Raw genomic sequence first — 12835 nt, forward strand, 5'->3', positions numbered from 1 at the left:
TACCGTGGCACAGGCGCAGGAAACCCTCGACGAACGCGCGCTGGCGATGCTGCGCTGGCGTTGCCGGCGTGGCTTGCTGGAAAACGATCTGTTCCTGGAACGTTTCTTCGAGCGCCACGGCCCACGCGTCAACGCGGCCCAGGCCCAGGCCCTGTCGCAATTGATGGAATTGGGAGACCACGATCTGCTCGACCTGCAACTGGCACGCAAGACGCTGGCCCAGGTCAATCCTGCGCTGGACAACGCGGACACCCGCGAAGTCCTGAGTCTTTTGAGAGAAAACCGCTGAAAGGGTGAACATGAAACTAGCCGAAAACAAAGCCACGCTGTCGTTCAGCAATGGCAGTCCCAGCGTCGAGTTGCCGGTGTACCAGGGCAGCGTGGGCCCGGATGTCGTGGACATCCGCAAGCTGTACGCCCAGACCGGCATGTTCACGTACGACCCGGGTTTCCTCTCGACGGCTGCCTGCCAGTCCGCCATCACCTACATCGATGGCGACAAGGGCGAACTGCTGTACCGCGGCTACCCGATCGAGCAGCTGGCCACCAACTGCGACTTCCTGGAAACCTGCCACCTGCTGCTGTACGGCGAGCTGCCGAACACGGAAGACAAGGGCAAGTTCACCAAGCTCGTGACCAACCACACGATGGTCAACGAGCAGATGCAGTTCTTCCTGCGTGGCTTCCGCCGCGATGCGCACCCGATGGCCATCATGACCGGCCTGGTCGGCGCGTTGTCGGCCTTCTACCACGACAGCACGGACATCAACAATCCGGAGCACCGCAACATCTCCGCGATCCGCCTGATCGCCAAGATGCCGACGCTGGTGGCGATGGCCTACAAGTACACCATCGGCCAGCCGTACATGTACCCGCGCAACGACCTCAGCTATGCAGGCAACTTCCTGCACATGATGTTCGCCACGCCCTGCGAGGAGTACAAGGTCAGCCCGGTGCTCGAACGCGCGCTGGACCGCATCTTCATCCTGCACGCCGACCACGAGCAGAACGCCTCCACCTCCACCGTGCGCCTGTGCGGCTCCTCGGGCACGAACCCGTTCGCCGCCATCGCGGCCGGCGTGGCCTGCCTGTGGGGCCCGGCCCACGGCGGCGCCAACGAGGCGGCGCTGAACATGCTCTACGACATCCAGAAGGAAGGTGGCGTCGAGAAGATCGGCGAGTTCATCAAGAAGGTCAAGGACAAGAACTCCAGCGTCAAGCTGATGGGCTTCGGCCACCGGGTCTACAAGAACTACGACCCGCGCGCCAAGCTCATGCAGGAAACCTGCAACGAGGTGCTGACCGAGCTGGGCCTGGAAAAGGACCCGCTGTTCAAGCTGGCCAAGGAACTGGAGAAGATCGCGCTGGAAGACGAGTACTTCGTCTCGCGCAAGCTGTACCCGAACGTGGACTTCTACTCGGGCATCGTGCAGCGCGCCATCGGCATCCCGGTGCCGCTGTTCACGGCCATCTTCGCGCTGGCCCGCACGGTGGGCTGGATTGCCCAGCTGAACGAGATGATCGGCGATCCCGAGTACAAGATCGGCCGCCCGCGCCAGCTGTTCACGGGTTCCGTCAAGCGCGACGTGCAGCCGCTCGCCAAGCGCTAAGCTCTGCTCGGCCTTCACACACATGCCGCCTGGTGCAAGCCAGGCGGCATTTTTCATGGCGGTGCCACTGCTGCTGAGCCGCTGCCCTTAGCGCGATGTTATGAATCGCTGACAAAAAAGCAGTAGGCAGCATGTTCGATGGCTTCCTAGAATTTTTCGCCCGTATGCACCATCCGCGGTGTGCAAGGGCGTCATTCAACGTATACGCAGCCAATTTTCCACCGCCGGTGGTCGTTGGCCGCATCCGCCTAGGAAGCCTTTCATGTTTCGATTTTCCCGGTACGCGCTGGTCTTTGTCGCCTTGCAGCAAGCCGCCTGCCTGTCCCATGCCGACGTGGTGTTGGACGGCCGATCCGCCACCCCAGAGAGCATCGCCCGCATCGCCGATGGCGAAAAGGTGCGCATCGATCCCGCCGCGCTGCGGCGCGTCGCCCAGGCACATCGCGTACTGCTGGAGGCCGCGCAGGCGGGCCAGCAGATCTATGGCTTGACGACCGGCGTCGGCCTGAACAAAGACCGTGCCATGGTCGACGCCCGCGGCAAGCTCTCGCAGGACATCATCGACGCGTCCAGCCGCTTCAACATCGGCCTGTTGAAGGCACACGGCGGCGGCACCGGTCCCGACATGGCCCTGCGCACCGCGCGCGCCACCATGGCCGCCCGGCTCAACGCGATGCTCGACGGTGGCGCGGGCGTGCAAAGCGGCATCGTCGACACCTACGTGCAGTTCCTGAACCGCGGCATCACGCCCGTCATGCCGTCGGCCGGCTCGATGGGCGAGGCCGACATCACCATCCTCGGCCACGTCGGCCTGGCCATGCTCGGCGACGGAGAGGTGTATTTCCAGGGCCGCAAGCTGCCGGCCGCGGAAGCATTGCGCCAGACCGGCGTGGCGCCGATCAAGCCCTTCGGCAAGGATGCACTGGCCATCCTCAGTTCGAACGCCTACGCAAGCGCCATGGCTGCGCTGGCCCTGGACGACATGGCGCGCCTGCGCACGGTGTCGAAACTGGTCTACGCGCTGAGCCTGCAGGCGCTCAACGGCAATGTGTCACCGTTCCTGCAGGACACGCTGGCACTGCGGCCCTTTCCCTACACGGCCCAGGCGGGCAGCCAGTTGCGCGGCCTGTTGGCGGGCAGCAGCATCTGGGACCGCGACGACAAACGCGCGCTGCAAGATCCCTTGAGCTTCCGCTCCGGCGTCTACCTGCTGGGCGAGGAGGACCGCACCTTCGATGCCACGCGCGCCTTGCTCAACATCCAGCTCAATTCTTCGGACGACAATCCCGGCGTCGCGGTGGACGTGACGCCGCACTCGAACCGCGCACAGGAGAGCCGCGGCTACGTGAAGGCCGCCGACATCCAGGGCGCCGTCTTGCCGAGCGCGAACTTCGACCCCCTGCCATGGGTCGTGGCCTTCCAGGAAATGGGACTTGCACTGGCCCACAGCTCGATGGCTTCGGCACAGCGCATCGTCAAGCTCAACGACCCCCATTTCACCGGCCTGCCGCGCTTCCTCGGCGGCGAAGGCACCGTACATGCGTTCGGTGCAATGGAAAAGCCGGTCATGGCCCTGGCCTCGGAAAACCGCGAGCTGGCGCTGCCAGTGTCCCTGGATTACCTGCCCGTGGCCGGCGGCGTCGAAGACATTGCGACGAACGCACCCAGGGTCGTCGAACGCGTGCAGCGCCAAATCGACAACAGCTTCGCACTGCTCGGCATCGAACTGATCCACGCAGCACAGGCCATCGATCTACGCAAGCAGCAGCAGCCCGGATTCACGCTCTCCCCGCCGACTGCCGAGCTGTACGGAGCACTGCGCAAACAGGTGGCTTTCCTGGACACCGACCGACCGATGACGCCGGATTTCCGCGCGGCAGCAGCCCTGCTGGCCAGCTACCGCTGACGCCCCAGGGGGATCGGCCCCGCCGTGGCGGGGCCATCAGGCCCAGCGTCGCGGTCTTCGTCGCGCTTGTGTCGTTTCGGGCCGACCGGTTGTTGCGGTCGGCGCCCGCGGTCTGGACTGGCGATGCGCGTCAGCCCGGCTTGCGGCCCATGCAGGCCAGCGCGACCAGCGCCACGACGCAGGCGGCCATGACATAGAAGGCCGGCGCGAACGCCACCTGGGTGGTGTAGTTGATCCAGGTCAGGATCGCCGGGGCAAAGCCGCCCAGCACCGTGACCGCGGTGTTGTAGGAGATCGACATGCCCGACGAGCGCACGGCCGTCGGGAAAATCTCCGACAGCGCGGCCGGCGCCACGCCCACGAACAGCGCCACCAGCAGGCAGAACGTCGACTGCGCCACGATCAGCGCCGCCGTCGTGTGGTGGGTCTGCAGCCAGGCCATCAGCGGGTACACGGAGCACAGCAACAGCAACGCGCCCAGCGTCAGCATGGTGCGCCGGCCGATCCGGTCCGACAGGCGGCCCGCCACCAGACATCCAGCCACCAGGAACACGTTGCCCACCAGCGCGGCCGTGAAGGCCTGCGAGCTGCTGAAGCCCATGCTCTTCTGCACGTAGATCGGCATGTAGATGATCAGTGCGTAAGGCCCCACCGCCCACAGCACCGACAGGCCGAATCCCTTGAGCAGCAGGCCGGGATGGCGCCGCACCACGTCGAGCAACGGGGCCTTGGGTCGTTCGCCGTGCTGCGTCCATTGGCGCTGCTGCTCCTTGAACTCGGGCGTCTCATCGAGCGCGCGGCGCATCCACAGGCCCACCGGCGCGATCGCCAGGCCGATGATGAACGGCACGCGCCAGCCCCAGCTGCCGACCTGTTCCGCGGTGAGCAACGTCGTCACCAGCGTGGCCACGGCCGCGGCCAGCAGGTTGGAGATGCCCATGCTGGCCTGCAGCCAGGACGCGTACTCGCCGCGCCTGCCCGGCGGCGCATGCTCGACCAGGAAGGCGGTGGCGCCACCGACCTCCCCGCCGGCGGAAAAGCCCTGCAGCACCCGGCCGAGCACGATCAACAGCGGCGCGCCGATGCCGATGGCCGCGTACGGCGGCGCAATGGCGATGAGCAGCGTGCCCAGAGCCATGAGCATGATGGTCAGCGTCAGCGCCGCCTTGCGGCCGGCACGGTCGCCATAGGAGCCGATCAGCAGTGCACCGAGCGGCCGCGCCACGAAGCCCAGGCCGAAGGCCAGGAACGAGGCCATGAGCTGCACCGTGGGGTCGTCGTTCTTGAAGAAGTTCTGTCCGATGTAGACCGCGAACAGTGCGTAGACGGTGAAGTCGTACCACTCGAGCGCATTGCCGGCCGAGGCCGCGATGATGGCCCGGCGTCCGGCGGCTTCGCGCGTCGATGGGACGGGCGGCGCGGGCCCGCGGCCAACGGCATTGAGCGTGGTGTCGTTCATGGGAACTCCTGCGGGTTGCATGCTGCGGCAGCGGCGAACTCGGCCGTGTCGACGCGGTGGATGGATTTCTTGCGGACTTCGTCCAGCGCTTCTTCGTAGCCGGCATCGGCGTAGCGCAGCACGCCGCTGGCGGTGTCGTTGGTGATGGACAGGCGCAGCCGCTCGTCGGCCTCGGGCGTGCCGTCGGCGACGACGGTGACGCCGGCGCTGGTCATGTAGCCGCTGTAGCCGCCCCCGCCGGAATGGATGGCCACCAGGTCGGCCATCGACGAGCAACTGAGCATGGCGTTGAGCAAGGGCCAGTCGGCGATGGCATCGGAGCCGTCGCGCATGCGCTCGGTCATGATGTTCGGATGGGCCATGCCGCCGGCATCGAGGTGGTCACGCGTGAACGCGACGGGCCCCTTGAGCCGGCCATCGCGCACCATGGCGTTCACCGCCAGCGCCAGTTCGGTGCGTTCTCCGTGGCCGAGCCAGGCGATGCGCGCGGGCAGGCCCTCGAACGGAACGTGTTCACGCGCGAGCCGGATCCAGTTCGTGACGATGCGGTTGTCGGCGAAACGCTGGAGCAGGTAGTCGTCGATGCGGCCGATGTCGGCCGCGTCGTTGGACAGCGCGATCCAGCGGAACGGCCCGATGGCGCGGCAGAACAGCGGCCGCAGGAAGGCCTCGGTGAAGATCGGGATCTCGAAGGCACGCTCCACGCCGCCATCCCTGGCATGCGTGCGGATCAGGTTGCCGTTGTCGAACACCACCGCGCCGCGGTCCTTGAAACCCAGCATGGCCTGGACATGGCGCACGATGGACGTGCGGCTGGCATCCATCAGTGCCGGGATGTCGGTCTGGCGCATGGCCTTGACCTGCTCCAGCGTGTAGCCGGAGGGCACATAGCCGTAGACCAGGTCGTGCGCCGCGGTCTGGTCGGTCACCACGTCGGGCACGATGCCGCGCGCGAGGATCTCCGGAAACACGTCGGCCGCATTGCCCAGCAAGCCGACCGACAACGGTACGCGCCGCTGCTGCGCATCCTGGATCAGCGCCAGCGCTTCGTCCAGGTCGCGCGCCTGCCGCTCGAGGAAACCGATCTTCAGGCGTTTGGCGATGCTGTCCTGGCTCACGTCCACGGCCAGGATGGCGGCATGCGCCATGCGGCCCGCCAGCGGCTGCGCGCCCCCCATGCCGCCGAGCCCGGCGGTGAGGATGAAACGCCCGCGCAGGTCGCCGTCGAAATGCCGCTCGGCGATGCGCGAGAAGATTTCGTAGGTGCCCTGGATCACGCCCTGCGAGCCGATGTACTGCCAATCGCCGGCGGTGAGTCCACCCCAGCAGATCAGGTTCTGCTGTTCCCAAGCGTAGAAGTTCTCGGCCTTGGCCCACTGGCCGACGATGTTGCAGTTGGCCATGATCACCAGCGGCGCACGTGCATGCGTCTTCAGCACGCCGATGGGTTTGCCCGACTGCACCAGCAGGGTCTCGTCCTCGCCCATGGTTTTCAGCGCCTGCACGATGGCGTCATGGGAAGGCCAGTCGCGCGCGGCCTTGCCGAGCGCCGCGTAGACGACCAGGCTGGCCGGATCCTCACCCACGGCCAGCACGTTCTCCAGCAGCCGCAGCAAGCCCTCCTGTCGCCAGCCCTTGCAGCGCAGCGTGGTGCCCCCGGTCACGTCGAATGCGCGCTTCATGCGGCCACCCCGCCGAGCGCATAGGACGCGATCGCGATGCCCATGGCCTTCTCGACCGGCGGATACACGGCCGGGTCCTTGACCGACGAAGACAGCGGAATCCTGGCCTTGTCCACGTGCAGGATGTGCACCTCCATGCCCTCGCGCAGCTGGCCGGCGCTCACGGGCTGGCCTTGCGCGTCCAGCGTGGTGATCACGTCGGGATAGGTCGCCAGGCGGCGGCCTTCGCCGTCGTCCACCGCCATGTGTTCGTTCATCACATGGACCACGCGCCGGCCCGCGCCGGTGCCGATCTCGACCACACCGATGTCGAAAGCCTCCTCGGTGTAGCGCAGCGTGTTGCGCACCACCTTGCCGCTGCCCAGGATGTGGCCGCCGGTCGCCTTGCAGATGGCGTCGATCACCGCAGCCGCGCCACGCGGCTCGGCCGCCAGGATGGCCTCACCCAGCGCCAGCGCGCGGCTGATGCCGCCCAGCGCGGCATGCTGGCGGACGTAGGCGCCACGCAGGGGGTTGCGGCAACTCGCGATGAAGCCGCCCGACATGTCCGAAGCCTTGCGCAGGATGGGCGAGACCTTGGCCGTGGCGCCGCGCACCACGAGTTCGATGTAGGCGTTCCTGGCCCGGTTGCCGCCTGCGGCGGCCTGGATGACCTGGTCGGGGCTGGAGGCCATGCCGAGCGAGCCCATGTCGCCCGTGGGATGGGCGCGCAGGTCGCCGACCGCATCGACCACCTTGGTGCCCAGCACGGCCGAGGGCAGCCAGCCGTTGAGCGTGCTGGACATGCCGTTCTGGCCGATGATCAGGCCGTGGATCGGCGCGCCCAGCTCCTGCTGCACGAGCTGCACCGCGCGCACATAGTCCACGCCCAGCATTTCCCAGTCGGTCAGGCCGCCCGGCGCGCCGATGGCCGCCGCGGTGGCGATCCAGGCATCGTCGGGCACCTCGGCCATCGCCACCAGTTCCGGCCGGCCGATGGTCACGGCCAAGGTTCCCAACTGTCGGCCGTGCTCGACCCAGCCACCCCCGCCACAGGCGAACACCGAGCCGCCCTTGACCGCCGCCTCGACGTCCCCGATCGTCAGAATTCTCCCCATCTGTCTCGCTCCTCGCCGCCCAGCCAGCGGCCCCGCATCGTCCGTCGCGGCTTGCGCCGCCATGCACCCGGACGAACATTGACCGCGCTTGGAACGGTGCGCGGCTTACCGTTCGCGAGAAATTGTGGAGTTGAAGAGGGCTGCGCCCCAAATCACATTTTGTGAGGGTCACATAACATCAAGGCATGGATTTTCAGTCGACGGAATGGCCTGACCAGTCGGCTTTCATGGCTTCCAGCGTTTCCACGAAGGCATGTCCCAGGCGCGACAAGGGCTCGAACGCCGGATGGACGATGAGCACCGGCGCCTTCACCGTGACATTCAGTGGCCGCATGACCACACGCGTCCAGACCGGCCCGGTGGCGGTGATCTCGTCGATCAGCGCCACACCGACACCGGCCTGCACCAGCGCACAGGCGACATGCACTTGCTGCGCCTCGACCTTGGGCCGCACCTCGAGCCCCGCCTCGGCGAACAGTTGGCGCACCACCTGCCCGATCGGCACGTCGGCGCCATAGCCGATGAAGTTTTCGCCCGCCAGTTCCTCCAGTGCCACGCTGTTGCGCGCCGTGAGCGGGTGGTTGGCGGGCAGCGCCACCACCAGGCGGTTGCCATACAGCTGGCGCGACTGCAGGTTGGGATGCGAATCGGCGAGGAACACCACGCCGAGATCAGCCTGCTGCGACAGCAGCGCCTGGGTCAGCACCTGCGGGATCAACGTGAACAGGCTGACCCGGGCCTCGGGATAGCCGCGCAGGAAGTTGGCGATGGCGCGCGGGATCAAGCCTTGCCCCAGGCTCGGGCTGCAGGCCACCCGCAGGTGGCCGATGCGGTGCTCGATCAGGTCCTCGGCCACTTCATTGACGCGCTGCACGCCCTGGTAGACCGCGTTCACCTCGGTCAGCAGGCGCTTGGCCTCGGGCGTGGGGTACAGCCGGCCCTTGATGCGCTCGAACAGCAGCAGGCCGAGCCGCTGCTCGGTGTACGACAGCAGGCGCGAGACGGCCGGCTGGGACACGTTGAGCAGCTTGGCCGCGCGGCTGATCGAGCCGGTCAGCATGATCGAGCGAAAGACCTCGATCTGGCGGAGGTTGAAACGCATGGCATTAACTTGCTGTTATGTGAATCGAATAAACAAGCATAAGACGGACGACCTGCAAGCTCGCAGAATTTGGCGGTCAGGCAACGCACCGACGTCCACCGGACGCTCGCAGCGCGGCCTCATCCACCGAAAAAAGGACAACCGAATGAGCGACTTCGACCTGGTCATCGTGGGCGATTGCGTGGACGAACACCGGGTGACACCCGACGGCTGGCTCGGCGTGCGCGATGGGCGCATCGCCGCGCGCGGCACCGGCACGCCGCCAATGGCCCGCGAACGCGTGGACGCCACCGGCCAGTGGGTGATGCCCGGCGTCATCGATGGCCAGGTGCACGCCGGCAGCCAGGCCAACCAGGAAGGACTGGGCTGGGCCTCGCGCGCGGCGGCGGCCGGCGGCGTCACGGTGATGGTCGACATGCCCTACGACGACCCCGAACCGGTGGCCTCGCGTGCCCAGCTCGATGCCAAGATCGCCGAGGTCGAACGCGATTGCCACGTGGACGTGGGGTTGTTCGGCACCCTCAACGAACGGCATGGCCTGCAGGCCGCGGCCGGGCTGATCGAAGGCGGCGTCTGCGCCTTCAAGTTCTCCACCTTCGAGGCCACGCCTGGCCGCTTCCCGCGCGTCGACGAAGACGACCTCTACGAGGCCTTCCGCCTGATCGCGCCTTCCGGCCTGGTCTGCGGCGTGCACAACCAGATGCAGGAACTCACGCGCAAGCACATCGGCCGGCTCGTCGAGGCCGGCGACACCGGCTGGGACGCTTTCCTGCGCGCGCATCCGCCCTTGATCGAAAACCTGGCCACCGCGCTGATCTACGAGATCGGCGCGGAAACCGGCGCCCGCGCGCATGCGGTGCACGTGTCCACCTCGCGCGGCTTCGAGCTGTGCAACATGTACCGCCGCGCCGGACACCAGGCCAGCATCGAGACCTGCATCCAGTACCTCATGCTCAACCATGAGGAACACACCAGGAAATTCGGGGCGAAGACCAAGCACTACCCACCGATCCGGCCACGCGCCGAGATGGAGCGGCTGTGGACCCACATCGCCAACGGCGAATGCACCTTCGTCTCATCGGACCACGTGAGCTGGGGCCTGGAACGCAAGGGCAACCCCAACGTGTTCAAGAACGCCTCGGGCGGCCCGGGCCTGGAGACGCTGCTGCCCGCGTTCTGGACCGGCTGCGAGGAGCGCGGCATTTCGCCGACCATGGTGGTGCGGCAGTTGTGCGCCAACCCGGCCCAACATTTCCTGCTCGACGACCGCAAGGGATCGCTGGCCGTGGGCAAGGACGCGGACATCGTGATCGTGCGCCCGGAGCGCCATGCGTTCGATCCGTCGAACAGCCTGGCCGCCGTCAACTGGAGTTCGTTCGAAGGCCGACAGTTCAACGTGAAGGTGGCCGCCACCTATTGCCGCGGCGTGCTCGCCTTCGACGGCCACGCCGTACGCAACAAAAAGGGCTTCGGCCAGTTCCTGCGGCCCCGGGCCGCCGCGGCCACGGCATGAGCGCCGCCCGGCCGCCCGAAGGCGCTCGCTCCGCAGCCGCAGGCGAAGGTGCCCGAGTGAACCACCCATCTGCCTTTTCCACGCCCATGCGCACTCCCCAACCCCCACTGAACGCCGAACGCCTGTGGGCGCGCGTCGAGGCGCTGTCGAAGATGACGATGCCCGACATCCCGTGGACACGCCGCGCGTTCTCGCCCTTGTTCCTGCAGTCGCGCGACTGGCTGCGCCAGCAGTTCCTTGACGCCGGCATGGCCGTGCACCTGGACGCCGGCGGCAATCTCGTCGGCCGGCTGGCCGCACGGCGCGAAGGCGCCCAGGCCAAGCCCATCGCCACGGGCTCGCATTGCGACACGGTGATGATGGGCGGGCGCTTCGACGGCATCATCGGCGTGCTGGCCGGCATCGAGGTGGCGCACACGCTGCACGAGTACGGCATTGCGCTGGCCCACCCCTTCGAGGTCATCGACTTCCTGTCGGAAGAGCCGAGCGACTACGGCATCTCCTGCATCGGCAGCCGGGCGCTGTCGGGCCAGTTGCCGAGCGACATGTTGCGGGCCACCAACCCGGACGGCGAAACCCTGGCGCAAGGCCTGCGCCGCATCGGCGGCAACCCCGACGCGCTGGGCCAGGCCTTGCGCGCCCCGGACAGCACGGCCGCCTTCGTCGAGTTGCACATCGAACAGGGACCTGTACTGGAGACACGCGGGCTGCCCATCGGCGTGGTGACCAACATCGTCGGCATCCAGCGCGTGTCCATCGTCGTCGAAGGCCAGCCCGACCACGCCGGCACCACGCCGATGGACATCCGCCGCGACGCGCTGGTGGGCGCTGCCGGCGTGATCGAAGCCGTGCACCAGCGCGCCTCGGCGCTCACGGGCCGGCCGCACTATGTGGTCGCCACCATCGGCCGGCTGACGCTCACACCCAACGCCTCCAACGCCGTGCCAGGCCGTGTCGAGATGATGATGGAGGTGCGCAGCGAGAGCGCCGAGGTGCTGGACAGCTTCGCCCGCGAGGTCATGGCCGCGGTCGAGGCGCCGTTGCGCGAGCTGCGCGTCGCAGCCCACGTCACGCCGGTGAGCCGTTCCAAGCCGACCGACTGCGCGCCCTGGGTCATGGACACCATCGAACGTGCGGCAGGCACGCTGGGCTACCGGTCGATGCGCCTGCCCAGCGGAGCCGGCCACGACGCGGTGTACATGGCGCCGACCGGCCCGATCGGCATGATCTTCATTCCCTGCCTGGGCGGGCGCAGCCATTGCCCGCAAGAATGGATCGAGCCCGCACAGTTGCTGGACGGCACGCGCGTGCTGTACCAGACCGTGCTCGACCTCGACCGCAAGCTGGCGGCCGGCTGAACCTGGGCGATCGCTGGTTTCCGGCAACAGGGTCATCGCCAATGGCGATGGCTTTGCGAAAAATCATGGAGGAAAATGGCTGCCCTCGTCGTCACTGACGATGACTGCACCACGATGAAACCCTCCGAACGCAACTTCGCCCGTCGCATCGACCTCACGTCGTTGCAATTGTTCGTGGCCGTCTACGAACTGGGCAGCATCGGCAAGGCGGCGGAGCGCGAATTCATCGCCGCCTCGGCCGTCAGCAAGCGCCTGTCGGATCTGGAAACCCTGCTGCAGACCACGCTGCTGTACCGCCATGCGCGCGGCGTCGACCTGACGCCCGCTGGCGAGAGCCTGCTGCACCACGCGCGGTCGGTGCTGTTCAGCCTGGACCGGATGCAGGGCGAGCTCAGCGAGTACGCCGACGGCGTGCGCGGCCACGTGCGCGTGCATGCCAGCATCTCGGCCATCGTGCAGTTCCTGCCGGAGGACCTGGGCGCCTTCGTGCGCGCCCATGGCGGCATCAAGATCGACCTGGAGGAGCACCTGTCCAGCGAGATCGTGCGCGCCGTCCAGGAAGGCGCTGCCGACCTGGGGATCTGCAATGCCGCAGCGGCGGAGTCGGCCGGCGAGACGCTGAAGACGCGCGCCTACCGCCGCGACCGGCTCGTGCTGATCGTGCCGCGCGGCCATCCCCTCGCCAGCCGGGGTGCCGTGCGCTACGAAGACTCGCTGGCCTTCGACCAGGTCGGCCTGCCCAGCAACAGCTCCATCCACCTGGCCACCCGCAGCGCTGCCGCGCAGCTGGGCCATGCGATCAAGCTGCGCATCCAGGTCACGGGCCTGGACGCCATGTGCCGCATGATCCACAACGGCCTGGGCATCGGCGTGATGCCGCAGCGCGCGTTCGAGCTCATGCACGGCGTGGGCGACCTCGAACACGTGCCGCTCAGCGACGCCTGGGCCGAACGCCAGATCCGCATGGTGGCGCGCGACTTCTCCACGCTGCCGGTCACGGCGCGGCTGCTCGTCGAGCACCTGGCGCCGCCCACCGAATCGCTCGAGTCCCCCACCGAGCCTGCGCCTGCCGAGCGGCAGGCCCTGGCCATCTGAGAAACCAGTCCCC

Annotated in this window: 10 protein-coding genes; 6 read left to right on the top strand and 4 right to left on the bottom strand. The window is 67.5% G+C overall.

All coding sequences use genetic code 11. The annotated features are described in order from the left end of the window. Positions 1–4 precede the first annotated feature (4 nt). The 3 genes from ASF44_RS30210 (at position 5) to hutH (ending at position 3516) form a co-directional block, all read left to right on the top strand. Complete coding sequence (locus tag ASF44_RS30210) at positions 5–289, top strand: succinate dehydrogenase assembly factor 2 (RefSeq protein ID WP_369820971.1); 285 nt, start codon at positions 5–7, stop codon at positions 287–289. Between the two features lie 10 nt (positions 290–299). Next, on the top strand, positions 300–1610 hold the full coding sequence (locus ASF44_RS30215; RefSeq protein ID WP_056902934.1) for a citrate synthase: 1311 nt from the start codon (positions 300–302) through the stop codon (positions 1608–1610). Positions 1611–1872: 262 nt separating this feature from the next. Further along, positions 1873–3516: a histidine ammonia-lyase gene (gene hutH, locus ASF44_RS30220; protein ID WP_056902935.1), complete on the top strand. Its 1644-nt coding sequence runs from the start codon at positions 1873–1875 to the stop codon at positions 3514–3516. A 130-nt stretch (positions 3517–3646) separates the two neighbouring features. On the opposite strand, the gene ASF44_RS30225 is transcribed toward hutH, so the two are convergent. The 4 genes from ASF44_RS30225 to ASF44_RS30240 all read right to left on the bottom strand — a co-directional run bounded on the left by ASF44_RS30225 (position 3647) and on the right by ASF44_RS30240 (position 8856). Further along, the gene (locus tag ASF44_RS30225; RefSeq protein WP_056902936.1) at positions 3647–4996 is read right to left on the bottom strand and encodes an MFS transporter; all 1350 of its coding nucleotides are present in this window, start codon (positions 4994–4996) and stop codon (positions 3647–3649) included. After that, positions 4972–6657 carry a urocanate hydratase gene (locus ASF44_RS30230; protein WP_056902937.1) on the bottom strand — a complete coding sequence of 562 codons (1686 nt, stop codon included), beginning with the start codon at positions 6655–6657 and terminating at the stop codon, positions 4972–4974. The genes ASF44_RS30225 and ASF44_RS30230 overlap by 25 nt, the downstream gene beginning before the upstream one ends. Then, complete coding sequence (locus ASF44_RS30235) at positions 6654–7754, bottom strand: DUF917 domain-containing protein (RefSeq protein ID WP_056902938.1); 1101 nt, start codon at positions 7752–7754, stop codon at positions 6654–6656. The genes ASF44_RS30230 and ASF44_RS30235 overlap by 4 nt, the downstream gene beginning before the upstream one ends. A 193-nt stretch (positions 7755–7947) precedes the next feature. Continuing rightward, positions 7948–8856 carry a LysR family transcriptional regulator gene (locus tag ASF44_RS30240; protein WP_056902939.1) on the bottom strand — a complete coding sequence of 303 codons (909 nt, stop codon included), beginning with the start codon at positions 8854–8856 and terminating at the stop codon, positions 7948–7950. A 145-nt stretch (positions 8857–9001) separates the two neighbouring features. Between ASF44_RS30240 and ASF44_RS30245 the strand changes: the two genes are divergently transcribed. The 3 genes from ASF44_RS30245 to ASF44_RS30255 all read left to right on the top strand — a co-directional run bounded on the left by ASF44_RS30245 (position 9002) and on the right by ASF44_RS30255 (position 12822). After that, positions 9002–10369 (top strand): dihydroorotase family protein, encoded by a 1368-nt coding sequence (locus ASF44_RS30245; RefSeq protein WP_056902940.1) that lies wholly within the window; start codon positions 9002–9004, stop codon positions 10367–10369. An 86-nt stretch (positions 10370–10455) separates the two neighbouring features. Next, entirely contained in the window at positions 10456–11727 is a 1272-nt protein-coding gene (locus ASF44_RS30250) for a Zn-dependent hydrolase (RefSeq protein WP_056903085.1), read from the top strand. Between the two features lie 114 nt (positions 11728–11841). Then, the gene (locus tag ASF44_RS30255; protein WP_056902941.1) at positions 11842–12822 is read left to right on the top strand and encodes a LysR substrate-binding domain-containing protein; all 981 of its coding nucleotides are present in this window, start codon (positions 11842–11844) and stop codon (positions 12820–12822) included. The last annotated feature ends 13 nt before the right edge of the window (positions 12823–12835 follow it).

It is taken from the genome of Pseudorhodoferax sp. Leaf274 (assembly GCF_001422445.1).
Classification (GTDB): domain Bacteria; phylum Pseudomonadota; class Gammaproteobacteria; order Burkholderiales; family Burkholderiaceae_C; genus Pseudorhodoferax.